This is a genomic window from Flagellimonas zhangzhouensis (genome assembly GCF_900102925.1).
GTDB lineage: Bacteria > Bacteroidota > Bacteroidia > Flavobacteriales > Flavobacteriaceae > Flagellimonas > Flagellimonas zhangzhouensis.
This window is the reverse complement of the sequence record NZ_FNKI01000001.1, coordinates 548,064-573,141: the sequence shown is the minus strand read 5'-3', so window position 1 is coordinate 573,141 and position 25,078 is coordinate 548,064. Positions and strand designations below refer to the sequence as shown.

Here is a 25,078-nt window from a genome sequence, read left to right as displayed (position 1 = left end):
TTTGAATTCCGAAATCAATCATTGCATGAAGCTTTTTAACATTATAAAACCTAAGGCAGTAAAAGTTCCGATCATTATAAGTTCCCCACATTCGGGAACCTATTTTCCTGAATCAATTGCTGAAAAGTTCCGACCAGAAATGATTGAAAAACCAGACGATACAGACTGGTTTATAGACAAATTGTATGATTTTGCCTCTGATTTGGGTATCACCATGATTTCCGCCAATTACAGCCGTTGGGTGATAGATTTAAATCGCGACCCCGCAAGCAAACCGCTGTACGATGATGGTAGGGTGATTACAGGATTGTGCCCGACCACCAATTTTAATGGAGACCCTTTGTACCGAAATGAAACTCCAGATGAAGCGGAAATTGATTTCAGAATTAAAAATTGGTACAGGCCCTACCATGATAAAATTGGAGAGCTTTTAGAAGAAACCAAACAGCAATTGGGTAAAGCATTGTTGTTCGATGCACATTCCATTCGAAAAGTGGTGCCAGGGATTCAAAAAGATCCGTTTCCAGATTTAATTTTGGGTGATAATGATGGCGCAACGGCTTCCGAGGCACTTATCAATGCAACTTTGGGCGTTCTAAATAAATCAAAAAAAACAGTCGAACACAATCATCCTTTTAAGGGAGGATACATCACAAGATCGTTCGGAAATCCTACAGAAAACATTCATGCTTTACAGCTTGAAATGGCCAAAACCAATTATATGGACAATTCTGAAACCCAATACCACAATGAGAGGGCAGAGGAAACAAGGGAGAATTTAAAACAGCTGTTTCAAGAGTTGATAACCATTTTAAAATGAACAAAAAACTACAATTTAAGAGCATACTTACTGTTAAGGGCTGGTTGGAAAATGCCGTAGCAGAGATAGATGAAAATGGAAAATTGGTGTCCATTGTTAAGGATCAAACCGCCGCTGAAGAATATGTTGATGGGTATGCGTTGCCAGGCTTTCAAAATGCGCATTCCCACGCTTTTCAATATGCTATGGCGGGTTTGGCAGAGCTTCATGAAGGCACGGGAACACCCGACGACTTTTGGAGTTGGAGAAATGCCATGTACAATTTGGCTTTAACCGTTTCTCCTGAACATTTGGAGGATATCGCCAGCATGCTCTATGCAGAAATGGCACGACACGGCTACACGGCAGTGGCCGAATTCCATTATTTACACCATGATGTCAATGGTAAACCGTATTCCAATTTGGCGGAACACGGGGAGCGTTTGATTGCTGCCGCCACCAAGGCTGGAATCCACATCACTTTAGTACCTATGTTTTACCAGCAAGGTGGATTTGGGCTTGCTGCAGAAAGCAAACAAAGACGATTTATTTCCGAAACTGTAGAAGATTATTATAGTTTATTGGATAGTACGGCCGAGGTCACAAAGCAGTACGAAAATGCAAATTACGGCATGGGGCTTCATTCCTTGAGGGCTGTTCAAGAAGAGGACATTCTTTCGGTTTGCAATAGTTTTAAAAACAACATTCCCTTTCACATTCACATTTCAGAACAAAAAAAAGAGGTGGAAGATTGCTTGAAATTTTATGGAAAAAGACCTGTGGAATGGTTGTTGGATAATTGTCAGGTGACCGAGAATTTTCATTTGGTACATGCCACCCATTTAAATGAAGATGAGGTGAAAGAAATAGCCCAATCTAAGGCAAATGTGGTCCTCTGTCCATCCACCGAAGGAAATTTGGGGGATGGTATATTTGCCTTTGAACAATTTAAAAGCCAGAATGGAAATTGGAGCATAGGTACCGATAGCCATGTTGGATTAAACCCATTTGAAGAGCTTCGCATTTTGGATTATGGTCAACGACTCACTTCACACAAACGAAACACATTCTACCAACCCTTAAAAGGTGATAGTGGTTTTAATGCGATAGAAATGGCTTGGAAAACAGGTAAAAAAGCTATGGGAGAAAACCGAAACGACTTTTTCGAAATCGGTCATTCTTTTGATGCAGTGGTGATAGATGCAAAAGCCCCATTGTTGGCTAGCACGGCAACCAAAAATTTGTGCAACACCTTTGTGTATTCCAGTGAAGCATCCAATATTTTGGGAACAATAATTCAGGGCAAATGGGTGTCTCAAAACGGCAGACACATGAATTACGATTCTATTTACGAGCGTTTTCAAAAAACCATGAAAGAATTGGGTTGTAGGATTTAAAAGATGTTTTGACTTTTCCCAAAAGCCTTGTTTTTAAATGTTAAAGCAATTATAAATTGCTGACATTTTCATGATTTTGGACAAACATCGTCATCAAACTAATAAAAATAGATGCGCCAACAACAATTCGATGGACTACAATTTAATTAGCTCCCTACAATTGCTTAATTTTCAGTCCAATTATAACTAACTCAAAAAAATGATTTCTAAAATTGTAAACCTCAAAACATTGCTGTTTTCTACCGCGATGTCTTTGACATGCGCCACTGCCTTGGTTGCGCAAAAAGTTCCCTCACCAAAAGACGTTTATGGATTTGAAGTGGGTGCGGACTACAAATTAGCCGACTACTCACAAATTGAAGATTACCTAACCAAGTTGGACGCTGCTTCCGACAGGGTTCAAAAAATTGAAATTGGGGAAACCGTTCTTGGTCGTAAAATGTACGTTTTGTTCATTTCAACCAAAGAGAATTTGGCCCAATTGGACAAATGGAAAGACATCAGCACCAAAATGGCCCGCGCCACAGTAACCGATGCCGAAGCCCAAAAATTATCTGAAGAAGGAAAAGCCATCGTTTGGATTGACGGCGGGATGCACTCCACAGAGTTGGCCCACGGACAAATGACCTCTGAGTTGGCCTACACTTTGGCAACTTCAGAAACCAAAGAAATGAAGGACATCAGGGAAAATGTAATTACCATCCTTATGCCTGTAATGAACCCAGATGGATTGGATATTGTAGTGGACTGGTACCGTCAAAACTTGGGTACAGCCTATGAAACTTCACGTCCTCCAGTTTTGTACCATTACTATATGGGACATGACAATAACAGAGACTGGTTCATGAACACCCAACCAGAAACCTACAACGTAACCAAGATTTTGTACAACGAGTGGTATCCTCAGATTGTGTATAACCACCACCAATCATCCCCAGCTTGGACAAAAATTTCGCTACCGCCTTATGCGGATCCAGTTAACCCAAACATTAACCCAGCCATCACCGCTGCGGTGAGTGAAGTAGGTTCTGCCATGTCCAAAAGATTTTCTTTGGAAAACATGCCAGGGGCTATTGCCGATAACAACTATACCATGTTCTGGAACGGTGGAGGTAGAACTGTACCTTACTACCACAACATGATCGGTATTTTGACCGAAACTGGTCACACTACGCCAACCCCAAGATTTTACGACCCTAAAAAATTGCCAAAATTGGTTGCGGGAACCACTCCAACCGATGGAACCGACATTATGTATGCCGATGTTTGGAAAGGTGGGGAATCACACTTTAGAGATGCGGTGGATTATATGTTGACCGCAACTTGGGCCACTTTGGATTTAGCCGCTGATAGAAAAAGTGATTACCTGTATAACATTTACAGAATGGGTAAGGACGCCATTAAAAAAGGAGACACCGAAGGATTATTTGCCTACGTGATTGACAAAAACCAATGGGATTCTTTTGAAGCGGTAAACTTGATCAATGTATTGCTTCGTGGAGGAATTGAAGTGGAGCAAGCCACTAAAGATTTTACCGTTGGAGACAAAAAATACGAGAAAGGTTCTTACGTGATCTATACGGGTCAAGCTTTTAGACCGTACTTGATTGACTTGATGGAGAAGCAAAACTATCCAACCCGTTTCCAATATCCAGGTGGACCTCCAGACACCCCGTACGATTTGGCAGGATGGACATTGCCTTTGCAAATGGGAATCGACGTGGATAGAATCGCTGATTCTTTTAAAGCACCAACTGAAAAAGTATCTGGATTGGTGGATTATTACGAAGGAAGTGTAAACAAAAGCGGTTCTTTCGGATATGCACTTAGCGTAAACACCAATGCATCTGTGGCAGCCACCAACAAAGTATTGAAAGCTGGCGGAACAGCCTACAAAGCCATGACCGAATTTAAAGCTGGAAAAACTACGTTCCCAGCAGGTTCGTATGTAGTTTCTGGCGATAAGGAATTGATGGAGTCATTGGCTGATGAATACGGATTGGAATTCACTGGATTGGCAGCGAAACCAGAAGTACAGTTGACCAAAATCCACTTGCCAAAAGTTGGATTATATAAGTCTTGGCAAGCCAATATGGATGAAGGATGGACTCGTTTTGTAATGGATGAGTACGAATTCGATATGGATACGCTTCACGATGCTGACATTAAAACCAAAGATTTGTCCAAATACGATGCGATCATTATTCCATCACAAAGACCGGGCTCTATTTTGCACGGAAACAACACTTTGAGCATGCCTGAGCAGTTCACTGGTGGAGTTGGTTTGGATGGTTCTTTGGCATTGAGCAACTATGTGAAAGAAGGAGGAACTTTGATCGCTTTTGATGAAGCTAGTAACTATGTGATCGAGCAATTTGGACTTCCATTAAGTGATGCTACCGAAAGAGCGGACAGTAAGGATTTCTTTATTCCTGGATCTCTGATAAAAACAGGAATCGACACCACCAACCCGATTGCATTTGGTATGAAGGATACCGTTTCTGTTTCTTTTAACAGATCTAGAGCATTCGTAATCGATAAGCAACGTAAAAGTGGTGAAGGTGGAACAGAAGATATTAAAGATGCCCCTGCTCCAGAAGTTGAGGTAATTGCCACCTATGCCGCTAAAGGATTGTTGATGAGTGGATGGGCCATGGGCGAAGAGCGTTACATCGCTAAAAAGCCTGCTTTGGTTAAAGCAAAATACGGAAAAGGTTCAGCTGTTTTGTTTGCGTTCAGACCTCAGTTCCGTGCGCAACCAAGAGGTACTTACAAATTGATTTTTAATGCCATTTACGAAGCTGCTTCGGAATAGTGCTTAAAATATATTAGTGTAAAAGAAAGGTCCGACTATTGTCGGACCTTTTTTATTTTATCTAAACAAAATCGCAACCGCTCCAATAGCCGTTACGATCAAAATAAAGCGTTTGTAGTTTTTCTCATTGATTTTCTTTACCAAGAAAACACCCAAGGTCAGACCCAAAAAAATTGCAGGCAATAATTTTAGGTTGATGGCCAAGGTTTCAGGAGTAACCGTTTTCCATACCCAAATATGAAAGGGCAACTTAAAAAAGTTGGTAATCAAAAAGAGCCAAGCCGCAGTGCCCACAAATTCATTTTTGGGCAATCGCATCGCTAAAAAGAAAATATTGGTGAAAGCCCCAGCCAAGTTTCCGATCATAGTGCAAATCCCTGCCAAAATTCCCATCGAACCAGAAAATAACCAATGCGAAGGCACACTTTCCGATTTTCTTCGCTCCCAAAACAACAAAAGTCCCAAGCTCAAAAATATTACGATGACCATGCCCCATTTAAACTCGGTTTCGGGCAAATCTTTTCCGATCAAAACCCCGACCAGAATCCCCAAAATCATCCAAGGCAGAAACTTTAAAATATACTTCCATTGTGTATGGCGATTGTAATACACTACGGCAAAAACATCACCCACCAATAATAAAGGAATAAAAAGTCCAGTACTGGCTCGCGAACCAAATGCTAGCGCCATGAGCGTTACATTAAAAATGGACATGCCTTTTAGGCCCGCTTTGGAGACTCCCATCAAGAATACTGCGGTGGCCGCCATGGTCCATGCTGCAATCGAAATTTCGGAGAGGGAAGAAAGAAACATGCAAAGTTTTTGATGGATAACAAAAGTAACCCAAAAAAGCTATCTTTAGCGCCAGCCAAACTAAACAAATGGAACTACAACTTTTAGATTACCTTATCATTTTTGGGTTCTTCGCCCTCGTCCTTTTCATCGGAATTTACGTTTCAAAAAAATCAGGACAAAGCTCAACGGAATACTTTTTATCAGGCCGTAGCATGCCTTGGTGGCTTTTGGGATTATCTATGGTGGCTACCACATTTTCTACCGACACGCCCAATTTGGTAACCGATTTGGTACGCTCGAACGGGGTCTCAGGAAACTGGGGCTGGTGGTGCTTTTTGCTCACGGGAATGTTGACGGTTTTTGTGTATGCAAAGCTTTGGAGAAAGTCGAACGTAAAAACCGACTTGGAATTTTACGAGTTAAGATATGGAGGAAAAGCGGCCAGCTTTTTAAGAAAGTTCAGGGCCGTTTATTTAGGGGTGCTTTTTAATGTAATCACTATGGCTTCGGTAACCTTGGCCGCCATTAAAATTGGTGGAGTTATGCTTGGATTGGACCCTTGGGTAACCGTGGTGAGTGCTGGACTTATTACTGTAATTTTTAGTGCCCTTGGTGGATTTAAAGGAGTGGTTTATAGTGACTTCTTCCTCTTTTTTATGGCTATGGCGGGGGCCATTGGTGCGGCCATTTATTTGGTGAACCTGCCCGAAGTAGGTGGACTGCAAGCTGTTTTGGAAAATGAGAATGTTAAGGACAAGTTGAGCATTCTTCCTGATTTTGATGATAAAAAAGCATTGATTACTGCCTTGATCATTCCGTTAGCGGTGCAATGGTGGAGTTCTTGGTATCCTGGAGGGGAGCCAGGGGGTGGAGGGTATATTGCCCAGCGTATGTTGGCGGCAAAAAATGAAAACCACGCCATTGGCGCCACATTCTTCTTTAATATTATGCACTACGCGCTAAGACCTTGGCCATGGATTTTGGTGGCTTTGGCTTCTTTGGTGGTGTATCCAGATATAGCTAGTATCCATGAAGCATTTCCGAATGTGACCGAGGATAAATTGGGTCACGATTTGGCGTATTCCGCCATGATGACCAAATTGCCCACAGGGCTTTTGGGTGTTGTTCTGGCTTCTTTAGTGGCCGCATACATGTCCACCATTTCTACCCAGTTGAACTGGGGTTCTTCCTATATAGTATATGATTTCTACAAGCAACAGATAAACCCAGACGCTACCGAAAAGCAAATGGTGAACGTGGGACGTATTTCCACCGTACTATTAATGGTATTGAGTGCCTTTTTGGCCTTGGCCTTACAAAATGCCATGGGTGTGTTCAACCTATTATTATCATTCGGTGCAGGAACAGGGCTCATCTTTATATTAAGATGGTTTTGGTGGCGCATCAATGCGTGGAGCGAAATCACGGCCATGTTTTCCTCAGGAATTTTAGCGGTGCTTTTGGAAACAACATCTTTAAGAGAATATTTGTTTGCTCCCGAAACTGGAATTTTCCCTGAATGGGCCGACCTACCTTTTATTATGGTAGTGACTTCCATTATATGGTTGACCGCAACATTTGTGACGCAGCCAGAAAGCAAAGAAGTATTGCGAAGCTTCTATTTGAAAATTCAGCCAGGAGGTCCAGGTTGGGCCAAAATTGTGGATGAAGCAGCTGCTGATAATGTGGAAATCGTGAAGACCAATGAAAAGTGGAGTGTGCCATCAGGCATCAAGGCCATGATTTCAGGGGTTGTGTTGATCTACTCCATTATGTTCGCCACAGGATATTGGATCTATGGGGAATACCAATTGGCCTCGGTACTTACAGCCTTGGTTGTTTTATCCGCACTTATACTATTAAAGGTATGGCGTGGAATGAAAAACGTATTCTAATCACGGAGTTCCAATAATCGGGCAACATATTTCCCGACCACATCAAACTCCAAGTTAACCACTGTACCTATTTTATAGGTATGGAATCGGGTGTGCTCGTGCGTGTATGGAATTATGGCCACGCTGAACTGGTCTTTATGGGAATCAACAACGGTCAAACTAACCCCATCAACGGTAATGGAACCTTTTTCAATGGTTACGTTGTTCAATGTAGAATCGTATTGAAAAGTGTAGGCCCAGCTTCCATCTTTTTCTTCAATGGAAATACATTGGGCAGTTTGGTCCACATGTCCTTGTACAATATGACCGTCCAATCGGGCACCAAGCACCATGGCGCGTTCCAAGTTCACCACATCACCAATCGAAAGATCATCCAAATTGGTTTTATTGAGGGTTTCTTCAATCGCCGTAACGGTATAACTCTTATCTGTTAATGAGACAACGGTAAGGCAAACCCCATTGTGGGCCACACTTTGGTCAATTTTCAATTCAGAAGTTATATCCGAAGCAACTGTAATATGAAGATTGCCCCCCTCTTTTTCAAGATTTTCAACTTTACCCAAAGTCTCGATGATACCAGTGAACATGTGTGTTATTATTTAACTAGCTTTGTAATGCAAAAGTAGCCATATCGGCATTGATTTTATGGAGGAAACGCAAAAAATAAAGCTGGGGATTTCCATTGGGGATTTCAACGGCATTGGGTGTGAAGTGGCATTAAAAACCTTTGAGGACGCAAGAATGTTGGATTTTTGCACGCCTGTCATATTTGCATCGAACAAGATAATTTCCCAACAAAAGAACGATTTGAGCATTGACATCAACTTTCATGGGGTGCGCGATGCTTCACAGGTGGTTGAGGGTAAAATCAATATCGTGAACGTTTGGAAAGAAAATCCAAGAATCGAATATGGCCAAGCAACCAAAGAAGGGGGTGATTTTGCAATCCGTTCGTTGCGTGCCGCAGTTTCCGCTTTAAAAGAAAACAAGATTGATGTTTTGGTCACAGCGCCCATCAACAAAAACAATATTCAGTCCGAAGACTTTAAATTCCCAGGGCACACCGATTTCTTTGCCCAAGAATTGCAAGGGGAAAGTTTGATGTTTATGGTGACCAACAATTTGCGCGTTGGGTTGCTAACCGATCATATTGCAGTAAAGGATGTAGCCAAGGCTATTACCCCAAAATTGATTCGGAACAAAGTGACCACTATGGAAAAATCCCTGAAAATGGATTTCGGCATCCGCAAACCAAAAATTGCCCTGTTAGGTATCAATCCGCATAGCGGAGATAACGGCACTATCGGGGAGGAAGATGATAAAATAATGAAGCCGACCATCCAAGAATTGTTCGCCAAAGGCACTTTAGTATACGGTCCTTATTCCGCAGACAGCTTTTTTGGGTCGGGAACCCATGAAAATTTTGATGCGGTCCTTGCGGCCTATCATGATCAAGGGTTGATTCCATTTAAAACCCTTAGCTTTGGAAAAGGCGTGAATTACACCGCTGGCCTAAACAGGGTTCGAACCTCGCCAGATCACGGTACAGCTTATGAAATTGCTGGAAAAGGCAAGGCGGATGAGGGCTCTTTTAAAGAAGCGGTATTTATGGCGCTTCAGGTATTTAAGAACCGAATGGAGTACTTGGAATTGACCAAAAATCCACTGCAAAAGCAAAAAATACGGAAGGGCGGACAAAAAGTTGACTCATAATCTGATATTTATTGTTGATAAAATTGCAGTTTTGTAGATAAGTAGTATCTTTGCACCCGCCTTTAAAGGCTGGTACACAAACCTTAAGTGTAGAAATGATGAAGCTGAAAGAGTTTTTTATCCCTTTTTCAGGTCTGAAGCTGGGAAAACATGATTTTGTGTACGAGATTGACAATGCGTTCTTTGAGTCTTTTGAATACCAAGAGTTTAACGGAGCTTCAATCCGAGTAAAAGCCATTCTGGAAAAGATGAGCACCATGATGGAATTACAAATTGAAGCCGAGGGAACTGTTAATGTGGATTGCGACCTCACGGGGGAGCCTTTTGATCAATCCATCGAATCGGATTTGCACCTTGTCATTAAGTTTGGCGAGGAATACAACGACGAGGATGATGAGATTTTGATCATACCACACGGGGAACATCAAATTAATATTGCACAATATGTGTACGAAATGTTGGTGTTGGCCGTTCCACAAAAACGAATTCATCCTGGTGTAGAAGACGGAACGTTGCAATCGGAAATCTTGGATAAGTTGGAAGAACTCCAACCCAAGGAAACAAAAGAATCATCAGACGATAAAACAGATCCCAGATGGGACGATTTAAAAAAGTTATTAACGGACAAATAGGTTTATAATGGCACATCCTAAAAGAAAAACATCGAAAACCAGAAGGGACAAAAGAAGAACCCATTACAAAGCGGTAGCCCCTACCATTGCCAAAGATTCAGTTACAGGTGAAATGCACTTGTACCACAGAGCACACTGGCATGAAGGTAAATTGTACTACCGTGGTCAGGTTTTGATCGACAAAACTGAGGAAGAAACTGCAGCTTAATTGCAAACTCCTTAAAATAAAGCAACTCCCGTTTTAAAACAAGCGGGAGTTTTTTTATGGCCCAACGTTAATTTTAAAAACGAGGTGATTTAGAGGGAAAAGTCATATAAAATGACTAATTTTCACCGCTTTTGGGTCAAATTTGAATGTTTTTGACAATAAAGAGAGGCTAAAATGAAAAAAACAACGGCAGCAATTACGGCTGTAGGAGGGTATGTTCCCGAATTCGTTCTTTCCAATAAACTATTGGAAACCATGGTGGATACCAACGACGAATGGATTACCACCAGAACAGGAATCAAAGAGCGAAGAATCTTAAAAGAAGAGAACGCAGGCACATCTTTTATGGCCATTAAGGCTGCAGAAGATTTAATTCAAAAAAAGGGAGTAGACCCATCCGAAATAGATTTTGTTTTGGTTGCTACCGCCACTCCCGACTTACCTGTAGCTTCTACAGCAGCTTATGTGGCATCGGAAATCGGTGCTGTAAATGCTTTTGCTTATGATTTACAGGCTGCATGTTCCAGTTTCTTATATGGAATGTCCACCGCAGCGAGCTATATTGAATCAGGTAGATATAAAAAGGTATTGGTCATCGGGGCAGATAAAATGTCTTCGATATTGGATTATACCGATAGAACTACATGTATCATTTTTGGTGATGGAGCAGGAGCGGTTCTTTTTGAACCCAATGAAGAAGGTTTGGGACTTCAAGATGAATATTTACGTTCAGATGGTATTGGGCGTCAATTTTTAAAGATTGATGCAGGAGGTTCCATTTTACCAGCTTCGGAAGAAACTGTAAAAAACAAACAACATTACGTTTATCAAGATGGGAAATCGGTGTTTAAATTCGCCGTTTCCAATATGGCAGATGTTTCAGCATTGATCATGGAGCGCAACAACCTTACCAAGGATGACGTGCAATGGTTGGTGCCACACCAGGCTAATAAACGTATTATAGATGCAACCGCAAACCGAATGGGAGTTGAACCAGAAAAGGTGATGATCAACATTGACCGTTATGGCAATACCACTTCGGCAACTTTACCTTTGTTGCTTTGGGATTACGAAAAGCAATTAAAAAAAGGAGACAACTTAATCTTTGCCGCATTTGGTGGAGGTTTCACTTGGGGATCTATTTATTTAAAATGGGCCTATAATTCTTAAATCATACAACTAACAAATTTATATTCCATGGACATTAAGGAAATTCAAAGTTTAATCAAGTTTGTAGCCAAGTCGGGTGCTAGCGAGGTGAAATTGGAGATGGAAGACATCAAAATTACCATCCGTACTGGTGCAGTGGGCTCAAGCTCTCCCGAAACCACAATTGTTCAGCAAATTCCAATGGCTCAGGCTCCTGCGGCACAACCTGTTGCAGCAGCGCCAGTTGCCACCGAAGCTGCAGCTCCAGCAGCTGAATCTTCAAAAGCTGAAGATTCAAAATACATTACCATTAAATCCCCTATCATTGGTACTTTCTATAGAAAACCATCCCCCGACAAACCAGCATTTGTTGAGGTTGGAAGCTCTATCAGCCAAGGCGATGTGCTGTGCGTGATTGAGGCAATGAAACTTTTCAACGATATCGAATCAGAAGTTTCAGGTAAGATTGTTAAGATTTTGGTAGACGACTCCTCACCAGTTGAGTTTGATCAACCATTGTTCTTGGTAGACCCATCGTAGTGAATTTTAAATGCTAAATTTTAATCCCCTTGATAAGGAGGATTAAAGCCATTTAAAATTTAGAATTCAGAATTTAAGATTGTGTTCTATGTTTAAAAAAATATTGATTGCAAATAGGGGAGAGATTGCCTTAAGGATAATCAGGACCTGTAAAGAAATGGGAATCAAAACAGTGGCGGTGTACTCCAAGGCAGACGAGGAAAGTTTGCACGTCCGCTTTGCCGACGAAGCTGTTTGTATTGGCCCTGCTCCCAGTAGTGAATCATACTTGAAGATTCCAAATATTATAGCCGCGGCAGAAATTACCAATGCCGACGGTATTCACCCTGGCTACGGATTCTTATCTGAAAACGCCAAATTTTCAAAGATCTGTGCTGAGCACGATATCAAGTTTATCGGAGCTTCAGGGGATCAGATTGACCGAATGGGAGATAAGGCGACGGCCAAAGAAACTATGCGTAAGGCTGGAGTTCCGACCGTTCCAGGTTCAGAAGGACTTTTGAAAGATGTTGCCCACGCCAAAGCTGAAGCAAAAAAAATGGGCTATCCAGTAATGATCAAAGCTACCGCAGGTGGTGGAGGTAAGGGTATGCGTGCCATTTGGGCTGAGGAAGAAATGGAAAAAAGCTTCAATAGTGCCGTGAACGAAGCAACCGCTGCATTTGGCAATGGTGGAATGTACATGGAAAAACTGATTGAAGAGCCACGCCATATTGAAATTCAGGTAGTAGGTGACCAATACGGGAAAGCATGTCACCTTTCAGAGAGGGATTGTTCCGTTCAGCGTAGACACCAAAAATTGACAGAAGAGACTCCATCGCCATTTATGACGGATAAACTTCGTGAAGATATGGGTAAAGCGGCCGTAAAAGCTGCTGAGTACATTAAGTATGAAGGTGCGGGTACCATCGAGTTTTTGGTGGACAAACACAGAAACTTCTACTTTATGGAAATGAACACCCGAATTCAAGTAGAGCACCCGATTACCGAGCAAGTTGTGGACTACGATTTGATTCGTGAGCAAATTTTGGTAGCTGGTGGTGTTCCGATTTCTGGTAAAAACTACTACCCAAAATTACATTCCATCGAGTGCCGAATCAACGCGGAGGATCCTTATAACGACTTTAGACCATCACCAGGAAAAATTACCACCTTGCATACCCCAGGAGGGCACGGAGTTCGTTTGGACACGCACGTTTATAGCGGATACATGATTCCACCGAACTACGATTCCATGATTGCCAAGTTGATCACAACGGCACAAACCAGGGAAGAGGCTATTAACAAAATGCGTAGGGCTTTGGACGAGTTTGTAATTGAAGGGATTAAAACTACCATTCCATTCCATCGTCAATTGATGGATCATCCAGATTATTTGGCGGGTAATTATACCACCAAATTTATGGAGGATTTTAAAATGGATCCAAAATATTTAGAGCATCATTAAAAAGAGCCCCGATTTTATCGGGGTTTTTGTTTTATGGAATTAAGTTATTGGGAGCATAAAAGTTGGTTTTCCAATGTGGATTTTACCATTATTGGAAGTGGTATTGTTGGGTTGAATTGTGCCCTTAGCCTCAAAGAAAAGTATCCCAAGAGCAACATTTTGGTCTTGGAAAGAGGAAGTTTGCCCCAAGGAGCAAGCACCAAAAACGCGGGTTTTGCTTGTTTTGGGAGTGTTTCTGAGTTGTTGGCAGATCTTGAGCATCACACAGAACAAGAAGTCGCAGAACTCGTTCAAAAGCGATGGAACGGGATTCAACGATTGCGCAATCTGTTGGGAGATTCAGCCATTGGGTTTGAATTGCACGGTAGCCATGAACTTTTTCCTTTGGAAAAACCCGCTTTTTTTGAAAAGTGTATGGATTCCATTTCCTATTTGAATGATTTGATGGAGTCTGTTTTTGGGGAGAAACCGTTTTTGCCCAATAGAAATCTATTTGGGTTTGAAAACATTCAGGAGCAATACATTACCCATGTTTTTGAAGGGCAATTGGACACGGGTAAGATGATGAGATCGCTTATTCAAAAGTGTTTGTCCAATGGAATTCCCATTTTATATGGCGTAGAAGTAGAAGCGTTATTGGAAGCGGAAACAAAAGCTGTGGTTAAAACCAAAAACTTTGAATTTGATTCCAAACAAGTTTTTGTTGCGACCAACGGATTTGCCTCTAAACTTTTGAAATCAGAATCCATTAAGCCAGCAAGGGCTCAAGTTTTGATTACAGAACCCATCAAAAATCTTCATATCAAAGGCACTTTTCATTTTGATGAGGGCTATTATTACTTCCGAAACATCGATAACCGAATTCTATTCGGCGGTGGTCGAAATCTAGATTTTGATACGGAAGAAACCACTGAATTTGGTCACACAGAAATCATACAAAACAAATTGGAAGCATTGCTGAACCAAACGATTTTGCCCCATCAAAACGTAAAAATAGAGCGCCGTTGGAGTGGCATTATGGGCGTTGGCAATCAAAAATCACCCATTGTAAAACCCATTTCCAATTCCATATTTTGTGGGGTTCGTTTAGGTGGAATGGGTGTTGCACTAGGCAGTTTGGTCGGCAAAGAATTGGCCGATTTGGCAGACCTATAAAATTCAAGCGCAAGTGTCAAGTTCAAAAATCAACAATTTCCTTTCCATTGAGTTTGAACTTGAGTTTTTATCTTGTGCTTAAAGATTAGATCATTCTTCCATCCAACAAATTGATAATTCTTGAACCATATTCCGCATTTTTTTCTGAATGTGTTACTTGAATAATGGTTACTCCCTCTTCATTCAATTGTTTGAACAAGTCCATGATTTCTTCCCCTTGTTTGGAGTTGAGGTTTCCTGTAGGTTCATCTGCTAAAATGAGTTTAGGATTGGAAATCAAGGCACGGGCTATGCCCACCAATTGCTGTTGACCACCACTTAGCTGGGCTGGAAAAAGGTCTTTTTTTCCTACGATATTGAATCGGTCCAACATATCGGCCACCATGGCTTTGCGTTCGGAGCCTTTAAATTTTTTGTAGATCAAGGGCATTTCCAAATTTTCCTGAACAGTCAAATCATCCAATAAATGGTATTGCTGAAACACAAACCCGATGTATTCTTTGTACAAATTTGAGCGGTGCTTTTCTTTCAGATTGTGCACGGAATCCTCTAAAAAATGGTACTCGCCCTCATCAAAAGCATCCAGCATTCCAATAACGTTGAGTAAGGTCGATTTTCCTGAACCCGAGGGACCCATAATGGAGATGAACTCTCCCTCTTGAACTTCCAGATTTATATCTTTCAATAAAAAAATACGTTGTCCGCCCGATTGGACCCATTTGAATATGTTGTTGAGTTGTAATAGCATGTTTAATATTTTATTCGGTTCGTAAAGATTCAACAGGATTAATGTTTGCTGCGCGATAGGTTCTTGTGCCAATCACGACCAATGCAACCAATACCATCCCAATGCCACTGGTCAAGAACACCCACCAACTCAAATTGGTTTTAAAGGCAAAGCTTTGAATCCATTCTTGAATCAAATACCACGAAATGGGCACTGAAATCACAAAAGCGATACCAATAAGAATTAAGAATTCTTTGGAAAGTTCCATATTGAGCTGAGCTAAATTGGCTCCCAAAACTTTGCGAACGCCAATTTCCTTAACTCTTCTTTCCGTAGTGTACACCACCAATCCCAAAAGTCCCATGCAACTGATCAAAATGGATAGTCCAGTGGCCCATGTCAATAATTGAACAGTGCTTCGTTCAGTTCTATAAAAGCCCTCGACAATTTCATCCATAAACTGCACTTGAACTTCCTCATCTGGATAAACTGAGGCCCATGCCTCTTCAATTTGCTTTACCGAATTGGTCCAGTTGTCTGAATTTTCACCAAGGTCAAAATGAATACTGCTGAACATAGAATAATCGTCATCCGCCCAGTCACCTGTTATGGCCATGGGACCAATATCGGATCGGAGGGAATGTTGATGAAAATCACGCATTAATCCAACGACGGGAATTTTTACTGTATCCTGTTTTACAAAAGTGCCAATCACATCTGAGGTGTTTTGAAATCCAATTGCTTTGGCAAAAGATTCATTCACAATGTATTCCTTAACGCTGTCATTCAGCATTTGTCTTCCCGATATAATAGGAATTTTATAGGTGTTGAGGTAATTGACATCGCCCCACAACAATTGGGTTTCTTGATGCATTTCGGCATCTTTTTTAAAATAGGTCAGCACCGAGGAGGAGTAGTTGTTGGAGGCAGGTGGATTTCCGCCCCAACTCACATTTGAGAGTTCTTGAATGTCTTTTACGGCATTGAACAATCGTTCTTTTTTTACTTCCGAATTATTGTTCCAAGGCGTATTTATGTAGGCCGTGGCATTGGTTTTGAGCCCCATATCTTTGTTCATTACGTAATGGAGCTGTTTGGTCACCAACAAAGTTGCAATCACAAAAACCTGAGCTACCACAAACTGAAAAACGGTCAAGGTTTTACGAAGACGAACGCCTTTATCTCCTTTCGAAAACTGTCCCTTTAAAACGGAAACTGGTCTAAATCCTGAAAGCACAAAGGCAGGATAAAATCCAGATAAAAAGCTCACCAAAACAATCAACGCCAATATGCCCAAAGCACCTTTTAGGCTATATAAAATGGATAGATTGATGTCTGATGGTAAAAAATCTACAAACTGATTGAGCAAAAGCGGAGCGAGAACCAAGGATAAAATAGCCGCAATGCAGGTAAGAATCATTGTTTCGAATAAAAACTGACGAATTACCTGCTTTTTGGAACTTCCCAAGGTTTTTCGGATTCCAATTTCCTTGGCTCGTGTTAATGCTTGAGCTGAATTTAGATTGATAAAATTGGCACACCCCAAGAGCAATAAAAACAATGCAACAAACCCTAAGCTTTTTAAAACCTTTATGCTTGCCACATGGTCGGAATTGTTAAATGGATATTCGCCATATTCTCCCCCAAAATGGAGGTTGGTCAAAGGTTGAAGCACAAAGACACGCTTATCATTTATGGCCCATTCCGCCTTGTTTTTATGTTCCGCTGCCAATTCTTTAAGACGCGATTCTACCAAGGCAATGCTGGCTTCGTCCTTTATTTTAAAAAACAATTGATCCCCCGAGCTTGTACCGTTCCATTGGTTATTGGTGACAATATCTTTAGCTCCTAACATTTTGGCTGAGGATAAAGACATGAACTCGGTGAACTTAAAGTCACTGTTTTGTTTAAAATCAGCGACAACCCCACTAACCTTTACCGAAATGGAATCGTTGTAAATGAGTGTTTTGCCCACCACATCTGCAATTGGAGTATGCGGAAAATACTTTTGTGCCTTATTTTCTGAAAGTACCACTTGGGCAGGGTTGGAAAGTGCTGATTTGTTATCGCCCGCCAACCATTCGTATTCAAAAAGTTCAAAATAAGCGTTGTCCGCCAAAATTGAATTTTCAACATTTTTAAAAGTAAGGTCTTGTGATTTGTTTTCAACCTTAAAAAAATTGGTACTCATAAACGGAGCTGCCAATTCAACGCCTGGCATCCCTTGTTGAAAGGTTCGCATTAAAGGAACGGCAACCCCCCTATTGGAATATTGGTTTCCATTCGATTCAAAAACTGTAGAAACCCGATATATTTTGTCTTTGTCCTTATGAAAGGTATCAAAGGAAAAATCAAAATAAACAATCGCCCCAATAACCATGGCAGAGCATATTCCAATGGACAAACCCAGCACATTAATAAAGGAGAAGAGCTTGTTTTTAAGGATGCTTCGCCAAGCAATTTTTATATGGTTGAAAAACATGGTTAGTGTTTATAGAATTAATTATTCAGTTCTTAGACTTTTTACGGGATTTACAATCGCGGCTTTGATACTTTGATAGCTCACCGTAAGCAATGCGACACCTACCGCCAATAGTGCAGATAAGGCAAAAATCCACCATGGAATATCTATGCGATAGGAAAAGTCCTCTAGCCATCGATCCATAGCGTACCATCCCAATGGAAGCGCAATGATCACCGATAGCCCCACAAGTTTTAGAAAATCCATGGATAAGCGATAAACGATTTGTCCAACACCCGCACCCAAAACTTTGCGCACCCCAATTTCTTTCACCCGTTTCTGGGCATTGAATGCTGCAAGTCCAAAGAGTCCTAAACAGGCTATTAAAATAGACAGAATAGTAAAGATCATAAAGATCTGACCTAATCGCTGTTCTGCTTCATAACTTGTATTGAAGGAGTCGTCCATGAAGTAGTATTCAAAGGGTTGTGTAGGTGCAATATCCATCCAAATATTTTCAATATCTGCAATGGTGCGGGTTACATCACCCTCGTTAAGTTTTACGGAAAGATTGCTTGCAAATTCTCCACCATAAAACAGGGCCAATGATTCCACTTGGGTTCGTAAAGATTCAAAATGGAAATCCTTAATAACGCCAATAACAGTAATCAATGATTCATCATCAAAATCGTTTACAAATTGCTGTCCCAAAACAGTTTCGGGTGTTTTGCCTAAAATCGAGACTGCTTTTTCATTAAGGATAATTCCTGTGGAATCACTTGCGTAGCGCGCAGTGTCAAAATTTCTACCAGAAATTAAGGTTAGACCCATTGTGGAGATATAATCTTCGTCCACACGCCATTGCTGCATGTTAATGGCCTTTTCTTGACTTCGATCTTCTTTTCTCATGAAGGAACTATCACTTCTGGAAGATGGAGTAGGCAAATAGCTACTTAAAGTGGCTGTACTGGTCTGGCTCAATTGCTCTACTTCATTCTTGAACGCTGTTCGATTTCCTTCCAAGCCATTCACTCCTCTGATGACCAATACTTGGTCTTTTGCATATCCTAGATCTTTGCCTTGTATGTACCGCAATTGTTGAGAAACCACCAAGGTGCCCATAATTAATATCACGGAAATGGAAAATTGGAGAATCACCAATATGTTTCTTACACGCCCACCTCCAATGGAATTGTCGCCTTGTCCTTTCAGTACTTTAGCGGCCACAAATTTGGACATGAAAAATGCGGGGTAGCTACCTGAAAGAACTCCTAGTGCCAAGGAAGCAACTAGTAAAATAATCCAAAATAAAGGGTTGCCAAATGGAATGGAAAGCTCCTTACCGCTTATCTCGTTATAGAATGGCATTGCGATTACCGCGATAAGTACAGCAAACAACAATGCGCCAAATGTAATCAATCCTGATTCCGTTAAAAATTGACCGATCAAACTGCTGCGTTGCGAGCCCAATGTTTTTCGGATACCCACCTCTTTAGATCTTTTAAGGGAATGGGCAGTAGTAAGATTCATAAAATTGACACTAGCCAATACGAGTAAAATAATGGCAATTGCACTAAGAATGTAGACGTTTTTAATATCGCTTACGGGACTAAATTCTGGACTTCTACCCGAATGCAGGTGAATATCGGTAAGGGCAATGGTTGAATATTTCATGTAATTGCCCGATGCTATAAATTGTTCTTCGGTGATACCTGGAAAATAGCGTTGTACGTAGGGAATCAAATATTTACCCACCATTCCTTGCAATTTGTCCTGAATATCTTGGGGTTTTGCACCTGGAATCAATTTTACGAGGGTATAAAAATTGTGGCTTCCCCAGTCACCTGCTCGGGAATCTTCATACCCTGCCATGGATAAAAACAAGCCTCTATCTTGAAGAAATGAATTATGGGGCATATCCTCTATAACACCCGAAACAGTGTACACATCTTGATCGTTCAGCACAACGGTTTTCCCAACGGCTTGATCTATGGGAAAATGTTTTTCTGCAGCAGTTTTGGACATTACCACCGTATTGGGTTCTTTCAATGCGGTGAATTCATCCCCATAAAGCAACTCTACCCCGAGCATTTTAAAGAAAGTAGAATCGGCATAGGTTACCCCTGGTTCACGTACATTGCTTCGTACACCCTCTTCCTTAATAAACACACTACCAATGCCCCGAAAACGGGTAGCTAGCTCCACTTCAGGAAAGTCGCGCAGCATAGTTTCACCCATCGGTGCAGAAACTTCTGCCATTTGCTCTTCTTTGCCCCCAAACTTTACATCTGCATTCACACGGTAAATGCGTTCGGCATCGGCAAACATTTTATCATAGCTCAGCTCGTCGTAGATATAGAGACTGAGCAAAAGCCCGCCAGCCATTCCGATGGCTAATCCAAATATGTTCAGGAAGGTAAAGAATGGCTGCTTTTTAAGGCTTCTCCAGGCGATTTTTAAATTGTTTTTAAACATGATCTGTGTTTTTTGAAGATGAATTATTCAGTTCGTAAGCTTTTGGTCGGGTTGGATTTTGCCGCTTTTATGGCTTGAAAGCTTACGGTAATAATGGTGAGTAGGAACGCCCCGATCATGGCCAAGGCAAAAATCCACCATTTAAGGATCACACGATAGGGGTATTCTTGCAACCACCCATTCATAACATAATACGCTATGGGCACCGCAATAAAACATGAGATGACCACTAGCTTTAAAAAGTCTTTGGAAAGCATGTTCCAGACATTGAAAACAGATGCGCCCAAAACTTTGCGCACCCCGATTTCTTTGGTTCGTTGTTCTGCAACAAAGGAAGTAAGACCAAATAGTCCCAAACAACTGATCAAAATGGCCAATGCGGTGAAGATTCCAGACAATCGCCCTACACGAACTTCAGAAGCGAATTTTTTGCCGTATTCCTCGTCCACAAAATCATATTGAAAAGGAATATTTGGAAAATGCTCTTTAAAAACACGCTCGATTATGGCAATGTTTTCCGAAGCACTTTTGTTGGGATTCAATCGCATATTATAAAAAGATCCATTATCGTTTCTGTCGAAAACATACCACCCTTGCTTTACGGGTTCATACGGAGATTGGGCGATCATATCTTCCACCACACCGATAATTTTCATGGGTTCAAAAGGGTCTTCGGTATCAGAATCCGTAATAATCTGACCTACTGGATCTTGGAGCCCCATATATTTTACAGCGGTTTCATTGATCAATATTCCTAATGAGTCGGATGCAAAATCCCTTGAAAAATCTCTTCCTGCAACTATTTTAAGTCCCAAGCTTTTGGCGTATTCTGGAGACACTTCGGTCCAGGCCAAATCTTCTTGGAAACCTTCAGGTTTGCCTTCCCAATTAAAGCCACTACGGTTAGACCAGATTCTGGTAGTTGGGGCACTGGATGTCGACATTTCGGTAACTGCACCTGATTTGATGAATTCATCTCGCATCAGTTCGAACTTTCCAGTAAAATCTTGACTCATGGTCGGAATCTGAACCAAACCTTCCTTGTCATAACCAATGGGTCGGTTTTTGGCATGGTTGATTTGTTGCATCACGATGACAGTTCCAATAATAAATGCCACGGAAACCGTAAACTGTACCACCACCAATATTTTTCGTGGCAATCCAGAGTGTTTACCAGTTTTAAATGTTCCTTTCAAAACATCTACTGGTCTAAATGAAGAGAGATATAATGCAGGATAACTACCCGCCAATAAGGCTGTAATCAAAATGAAAACCAACGAAACACCCCAAAATAAAAGGGAGGTCCATGGGAACTCCATTTCTTTTCTGGCCAATTCGTTGAATCCGCTTAACGAAAGCACCACGATACCAACAGCGATAATGAATGCCAAAAGAACTACTAAGAAAGATTCACCTAAAAATTGGTTAATCAGCTGGCCGCGTTGGGAACCTATGGATTTTCTAATGCCCACTTCCTTGGCTCTTTTTTCGGAACGGGCAGTGCTGAGGTTCATAAAGTTTATACAGGCCAAAAGCAGCACGAAAACGCCAATAATGCCAAAAAGCCAAACATATTTGATTCGGCCACCAACTTGTTTTCCATTTTGGAAGTTGGAACGCAAATACCAATCTTCCATGGGCAACAAGAACATTTCTGGATTGAACTCAACCAAATCTGGATCCTTAATTTTCTTTACGTCCCTAATTTTTTCAGAGACTGCCTCTATGGTAGTGTTATCCGCAATCTGCACAAACATCTGGAACGAGTTATTATCCCAATAATCCTCAGAACGTTTTACCCAATCCCAAAGTGTAACGTATTTTGCCCAGGGCATTAGATAATCGGCATCTGAAAAAGAGGTATTGAAAGGGATATCTTCGTAAACAGCCGTTACCATCATGTCATGCTCGCTGTTCACCTTTAAGGTTTTTCCAATGGGGTCCTCATTGCTAAAAAGGGCATTTGCAGAGGACTCGGAAAGCATGATGGTATTGATTTCACGCAAACCGTCTTTTTCACCCTTTATAATCTTAAGATCGAGCATTTCGGGCGCATCCCTTTGAATGAAATAACCATTTCTGGATAGGCTGGTTTCACCATTTTTTAAATATTGGGGAGTATTCCACGAGGACATCACCACATACTTAAAATTATCCATGTAATCTTCTCGCATGGCCATTTCCAAAGGCCTGGGAATAGCTGGCCCTGTACCTGTTTGCCCATTCATGGTTTGGGACTGATACACTTGGGCAATCTTATCTTTTTGGGGAAAGTGGCTGTTGTGGTTCAATTCATCATTGATCCAAAGGCCGATAATCAAAGTAACGGCCATACCCAAGGCAAGGCCCCCCACATTGATAATGGTGTAAGCCTTGTGCTTGGTTAGGTTTCTCCAGGCGATTTTTAAATAGTTCTTAAGCATGACGTGTCGTTTTTGATTGATTTATTCCGTTCGCAGACCTTTGGTGGGTTTCACCAAAGCGGCTCCGATTGATTGATAACTAATGGTTAGTATGGCGACACCGAGGGCGATGATGCCTGCGGTTATAAAAATTCCCAGTCCTATGTTGATGTGATAGGCAAAACCTTCCAACCAGTGGTTCATTAAATACCAGCCCACTGGAATGGCAATGCAAATGGAAACCAAGATCAACTTTAAAAAGTCGAGGGTTAACAGTTGATAAATACTTTTGAAAGGTGCGCCCAAAACCAAACGGATGCTGATTTCCTTTTTGCGTTGTTCCACCATAAATGCAGAAAGCGCAAACAAGCCTAAACAGGCTACAAGAATGGCAAAAAGCGCAAAACTGTTGAAGATTTTACCCATACGTTGCACATCGTCGTGCATTTGGGCAAATTCCTGTTCCATAAAATTATAGCTCAAGGCCTGGTTCGGAATATTGCTGTCCCAAATAGCTTCAATGGCCGCCAATGCTTCGGTTGGATTGCCTTTTTCCAATTTCACAGAAACAGCACCAATATTTTCTCCAATAACTAAAGACAAGGCAGAAATATCTTCTTTGAGTGATTTAAAATGAAAATCTTCAATTACTCCAATTATGGTAAAAGTTTGTCCATTGCTCACTTTTTTCCCGATGGGGTCTTTCAAACCTAAATCGGAGGCCATTTTGGAATTGATTACAATCGCGTTTTCGGAGTCGGTGGCGAATTCTTTGGAAAAATCTCTTCCTTTTTTCAATGCTATGCCCAAGGTTTTAATGTAGTCGTAATCTACCCTCCATATTTGGGCAGGAACGCCTCGACCGCCATCATCTTTGTTTTCTAGCCTAAAGGTATTCCCGTTTCTACTTCCACCATCAAGGGGCAAATAGCTGGTTGCGGTAACACTTTTTACTTGGGATAATCCCAAAAGTTGATTCTTAAAGGATTCCATTTTGTCACCCAAAATATTTGTGCCTTCCAACACAACCACCTGTTCTTTTTGGTAGCCCAATTTTTTGTTGATGATGTAATCCATCTGTTGGTAAATAATCAGCGTACCTATGATCAAAACCACCGAAGTAGTGAATTGAAACACTACAAGACCACTTCTTAATTTGCCACTTTTACTGCCAATACTCAAGCTGCCTTTTAGCACATTGGCAGGTCTAAAGGCGGATAAATAGAATGCAGGATACAGTCCGGCCAAAACCCCCACAAGTAAGGACGAAGCCAATAATAGTGGAAGGAACCACCATGATAACCATGGCATGGCGATGTTTTTGGCTGCGATTTCATTGAACATGGGCAAAAGCGCCCAGGCCAATGCGGTACCCAAAACAAATGAAATGATACTGAACAAAACAGATTCGGTTAAGAACTGGTTGACCAAATTATTTCTAAACGCTCCGATAGTTTTTCGAAGTCCAACCTCTTTGGCTCTATTAGCAGATTTTGCGGTGGATAAATTGATAAAGTTGATGATAGCCAACAACAACACAAAAAGGGCTATAGCGGCAAACAACCAAACAAATTTGATGTCACCATGTTTAAGCCCGTCCTGCATTTTTAGGTCGGATTTTAAATAAATGTCCGAAATGGGTTGAAGCTTGTATTCAATCGTTCTCAACACTTCGATAAAGTCGGCAGAGCGACCTCGTTCAATTTGAGCGGGGATGATATATTTATCCACCACCGTTGCCAATTTGTTCTCCAATTCGGCAATATTGGTATTGGGATTCACCAAAACATAGGTAAAATAATTCTGGTTCGTCCATCCTCCATAATTGTCATCAACGGGAAGTAAAAAATCAAAATTGAGATGTGAGTTTTTGGGCACATCGTTCATAATGCCCGTGATGGTGTAGGGCTTGGTCGCATCGTTGTCCAAAAACACCGTTTGGCCAACAGCATTTCCATTGGGAAAATATTTCGCGGCCTTGGATTCAGATAAAACAATACTTTGTGGATTTAGCAAAGCAGTTTCTGCATTTCCTTGCTCCAATTCGATTTCTAAAATGTTGAAAGCCTCTTGGTCGGCCAACAGGAAATTTTCTTCAAAGGTGTTTTCTTGTTTTCCTTCCAATCGGAACCCTCTTTTTCCCGCACCAAAAATCTCGATGGAGTTTACTTTTCCTGCTTTTTCAATTTCGGCAAAATCGGTTTGAAGTGCTTCGGAAAACGGCAATGGAAAATGCGTGCTTTTCATCACCTCACCCTCAAAAACACCTTGCATCACCACCCTATAAATTTGGTCGTTTTTTGCGTAGTGCTTGTCGTAGCTCACTTCATTTTTAATGAAGAGGGAAATCAAAATACAGGCGCAGATACCCACGGCAAACCCTCCAATTTTGATGATGGTGAAGAGTTTGTCTTTTTTGATGGATCGCCAGGCGACATTTAAATGGGTTCTGAACATGTTTTTTGATT

Annotated in this window: 18 protein-coding genes; 11 read left to right on the top strand and 7 right to left on the bottom strand. The window is 41.3% G+C overall.

The window, feature by feature from the left end; translation table 11 throughout:
* Nucleotides 1–25: 25 nt before the first annotated feature.
* From BLQ18_RS02485 to BLQ18_RS02475, 3 genes are all read left to right on the top strand, one after another.
* A complete protein-coding gene (locus BLQ18_RS02485) occupies nucleotides 26–820 on the top strand; it encodes an N-formylglutamate amidohydrolase (protein ID WP_090293644.1) in 795 nt (264 codons plus the stop codon).
* Entirely contained in the window at nucleotides 817–2,196 is a 1,380-nt protein-coding gene (gene hutF, locus BLQ18_RS02480) for a formimidoylglutamate deiminase (protein WP_090292294.1), read from the top strand. Before BLQ18_RS02485 ends, hutF begins: the two co-directional genes overlap by 4 nt.
* A 199-nt stretch (nucleotides 2,197–2,395) precedes the next feature.
* On the top strand, nucleotides 2,396–5,011 hold the full coding sequence (locus BLQ18_RS02475) for a M14 family metallopeptidase (protein ID WP_090292292.1): 2,616 nt from the start codon (nucleotides 2,396–2,398) through the stop codon (nucleotides 5,009–5,011).
* A gap of 57 nt (nucleotides 5,012–5,068) precedes the next feature.
* Here the strand turns inward: BLQ18_RS02475 and BLQ18_RS02470 are convergent, their stop codons facing one another.
* Nucleotides 5,069–5,824 carry a sulfite exporter TauE/SafE family protein gene (locus BLQ18_RS02470; RefSeq protein WP_090292291.1) on the bottom strand — a complete coding sequence of 252 codons (756 nt, stop codon included), beginning with the start codon at nucleotides 5,822–5,824 and terminating at the stop codon, nucleotides 5,069–5,071.
* 68 nt (nucleotides 5,825–5,892) lie between these two features.
* On the opposite strand from BLQ18_RS02470, the gene BLQ18_RS02465 reads away from it, so the two are divergent.
* Nucleotides 5,893–7,701, top strand: coding sequence for a sodium:solute symporter family protein (locus BLQ18_RS02465; protein WP_090292289.1), 1,809 nt, complete (start codon nucleotides 5,893–5,895; stop codon nucleotides 7,699–7,701).
* Here the strand turns inward: BLQ18_RS02465 and BLQ18_RS02460 are convergent.
* A complete protein-coding gene (locus BLQ18_RS02460) occupies nucleotides 7,698–8,288 on the bottom strand; it encodes a riboflavin synthase (protein WP_090292287.1) in 591 nt (196 codons plus the stop codon). The two genes, BLQ18_RS02465 and BLQ18_RS02460, sit on opposite strands and share 4 nt — an antisense overlap.
* A 58-nt stretch (nucleotides 8,289–8,346) precedes the next feature.
* Between BLQ18_RS02460 and pdxA the strand changes: the two genes are divergently transcribed.
* The 7 genes from pdxA (at nucleotide 8,347) to BLQ18_RS02425 (ending at nucleotide 14,545) form a co-directional block, all read left to right on the top strand.
* Nucleotides 8,347–9,414: a 4-hydroxythreonine-4-phosphate dehydrogenase PdxA gene (gene pdxA, locus BLQ18_RS02455; RefSeq protein WP_090292285.1), complete on the top strand. Its 1,068-nt coding sequence runs from the start codon at nucleotides 8,347–8,349 to the stop codon at nucleotides 9,412–9,414.
* Nucleotides 9,415–9,509: 95 nt separating this feature from the next.
* Entirely contained in the window at nucleotides 9,510–10,046 is a 537-nt protein-coding gene (locus BLQ18_RS02450) for a YceD family protein (RefSeq protein ID WP_090292283.1), read from the top strand.
* A gap of 7 nt (nucleotides 10,047–10,053) precedes the next feature.
* The gene (gene rpmF / locus BLQ18_RS02445) at nucleotides 10,054–10,254 is read left to right on the top strand and encodes a 50S ribosomal protein L32 (RefSeq protein ID WP_072876398.1); all 201 of its coding nucleotides are present in this window, start codon (nucleotides 10,054–10,056) and stop codon (nucleotides 10,252–10,254) included.
* Between the two features lie 174 nt (nucleotides 10,255–10,428).
* The gene (locus BLQ18_RS02440; protein WP_090292282.1) at nucleotides 10,429–11,424 is read left to right on the top strand and encodes a beta-ketoacyl-ACP synthase III; all 996 of its coding nucleotides are present in this window, start codon (nucleotides 10,429–10,431) and stop codon (nucleotides 11,422–11,424) included.
* 27 nt (nucleotides 11,425–11,451) lie between these two features.
* Nucleotides 11,452–11,943: an acetyl-CoA carboxylase biotin carboxyl carrier protein gene (accB, locus tag BLQ18_RS02435; RefSeq protein WP_090292280.1), complete on the top strand. Its 492-nt coding sequence runs from the start codon at nucleotides 11,452–11,454 to the stop codon at nucleotides 11,941–11,943.
* A gap of 88 nt (nucleotides 11,944–12,031) precedes the next feature.
* Nucleotides 12,032–13,390 carry an acetyl-CoA carboxylase biotin carboxylase subunit gene (accC, locus tag BLQ18_RS02430; protein WP_090292278.1) on the top strand — a complete coding sequence of 453 codons (1,359 nt, stop codon included), beginning with the start codon at nucleotides 12,032–12,034 and terminating at the stop codon, nucleotides 13,388–13,390.
* A 33-nt stretch (nucleotides 13,391–13,423) separates the two neighbouring features.
* Entirely contained in the window at nucleotides 13,424–14,545 is a 1,122-nt protein-coding gene (locus BLQ18_RS02425; RefSeq protein WP_090292277.1) for an NAD(P)/FAD-dependent oxidoreductase, read from the top strand.
* Nucleotides 14,546–14,630: 85 nt separating this feature from the next.
* On the opposite strand, the gene BLQ18_RS02420 is transcribed toward BLQ18_RS02425, so the two are convergent.
* Genes BLQ18_RS02420 through BLQ18_RS02400 form a run of 5 tightly spaced genes read right to left on the bottom strand, consistent with a single transcriptional unit; the run spans nucleotide 14,631 to nucleotide 25,067 of the window.
* Nucleotides 14,631–15,293: an ABC transporter ATP-binding protein gene (locus tag BLQ18_RS02420; protein ID WP_090292275.1), complete on the bottom strand. Its 663-nt coding sequence runs from the start codon at nucleotides 15,291–15,293 to the stop codon at nucleotides 14,631–14,633.
* A 10-nt stretch (nucleotides 15,294–15,303) separates the two neighbouring features.
* Nucleotides 15,304–17,754: an ABC transporter permease gene (locus BLQ18_RS02415; RefSeq protein WP_090292273.1), complete on the bottom strand. Its 2,451-nt coding sequence runs from the start codon at nucleotides 17,752–17,754 to the stop codon at nucleotides 15,304–15,306.
* A 21-nt stretch (nucleotides 17,755–17,775) separates the two neighbouring features.
* Nucleotides 17,776–20,208 carry an ABC transporter permease gene (locus tag BLQ18_RS02410; RefSeq protein ID WP_090292271.1) on the bottom strand — a complete coding sequence of 811 codons (2,433 nt, stop codon included), beginning with the start codon at nucleotides 20,206–20,208 and terminating at the stop codon, nucleotides 17,776–17,778.
* A 23-nt stretch (nucleotides 20,209–20,231) separates the two neighbouring features.
* A complete protein-coding gene (locus BLQ18_RS02405) occupies nucleotides 20,232–22,631 on the bottom strand; it encodes an ABC transporter permease (protein ID WP_090292269.1) in 2,400 nt (799 codons plus the stop codon).
* A 21-nt stretch (nucleotides 22,632–22,652) separates the two neighbouring features.
* Nucleotides 22,653–25,067, bottom strand: coding sequence for an ABC transporter permease (locus BLQ18_RS02400; protein ID WP_090292267.1), 2,415 nt, complete (start codon nucleotides 25,065–25,067; stop codon nucleotides 22,653–22,655).
* Nucleotides 25,068–25,078: the final 11 nt, after the last annotated feature.

Coding starts and splice junctions, on each gene's coding strand:
- BLQ18_RS02470 (WP_090292291.1), bottom strand. CDS start 5,824: ATGTTTCTTTCTTCCCTCTCCGAAATTTCGATTGCAGCATGGACCATG.
- hutF (WP_090292294.1), top strand. CDS start 817: ATGAACAAAAAACTACAATTTAAGAGCATACTTACTGTTAAGGGCTGG.
- accB (WP_090292280.1), top strand. CDS start 11,452: ATGGACATTAAGGAAATTCAAAGTTTAATCAAGTTTGTAGCCAAGTCG.
- BLQ18_RS02425 (WP_090292277.1), top strand. CDS start 13,424: ATGGAATTAAGTTATTGGGAGCATAAAAGTTGGTTTTCCAATGTGGAT.
- rpmF (WP_072876398.1), top strand. CDS start 10,054: ATGGCACATCCTAAAAGAAAAACATCGAAAACCAGAAGGGACAAAAGA.
- accC (WP_090292278.1), top strand. CDS start 12,032: ATGTTTAAAAAAATATTGATTGCAAATAGGGGAGAGATTGCCTTAAGG.
- BLQ18_RS02440 (WP_090292282.1), top strand. CDS start 10,429: ATGAAAAAAACAACGGCAGCAATTACGGCTGTAGGAGGGTATGTTCCC.
- BLQ18_RS02485 (WP_090293644.1), top strand. CDS start 26: ATGAAGCTTTTTAACATTATAAAACCTAAGGCAGTAAAAGTTCCGATC.
- BLQ18_RS02460 (WP_090292287.1), bottom strand. CDS start 8,288: ATGTTCACTGGTATCATCGAGACTTTGGGTAAAGTTGAAAATCTTGAA.
- BLQ18_RS02405 (WP_090292269.1), bottom strand. CDS start 22,631: ATGCTTAAGAACTATTTAAAAATCGCCTGGAGAAACCTAACCAAGCAC.
- BLQ18_RS02400 (WP_090292267.1), bottom strand. CDS start 25,067: ATGTTCAGAACCCATTTAAATGTCGCCTGGCGATCCATCAAAAAAGAC.
- BLQ18_RS02475 (WP_090292292.1), top strand. CDS start 2,396: ATGATTTCTAAAATTGTAAACCTCAAAACATTGCTGTTTTCTACCGCG.
- BLQ18_RS02420 (WP_090292275.1), bottom strand. CDS start 15,293: ATGCTATTACAACTCAACAACATATTCAAATGGGTCCAATCGGGCGGA.
- BLQ18_RS02465 (WP_090292289.1), top strand. CDS start 5,893: ATGGAACTACAACTTTTAGATTACCTTATCATTTTTGGGTTCTTCGCC.
- BLQ18_RS02410 (WP_090292271.1), bottom strand. CDS start 20,208: ATGTTTAAAAACAATTTAAAAATCGCCTGGAGAAGCCTTAAAAAGCAG.
- pdxA (WP_090292285.1), top strand. CDS start 8,347: ATGGAGGAAACGCAAAAAATAAAGCTGGGGATTTCCATTGGGGATTTC.
- BLQ18_RS02415 (WP_090292273.1), bottom strand. CDS start 17,754: ATGTTTTTCAACCATATAAAAATTGCTTGGCGAAGCATCCTTAAAAAC.
- BLQ18_RS02450 (WP_090292283.1), top strand. CDS start 9,510: ATGATGAAGCTGAAAGAGTTTTTTATCCCTTTTTCAGGTCTGAAGCTG.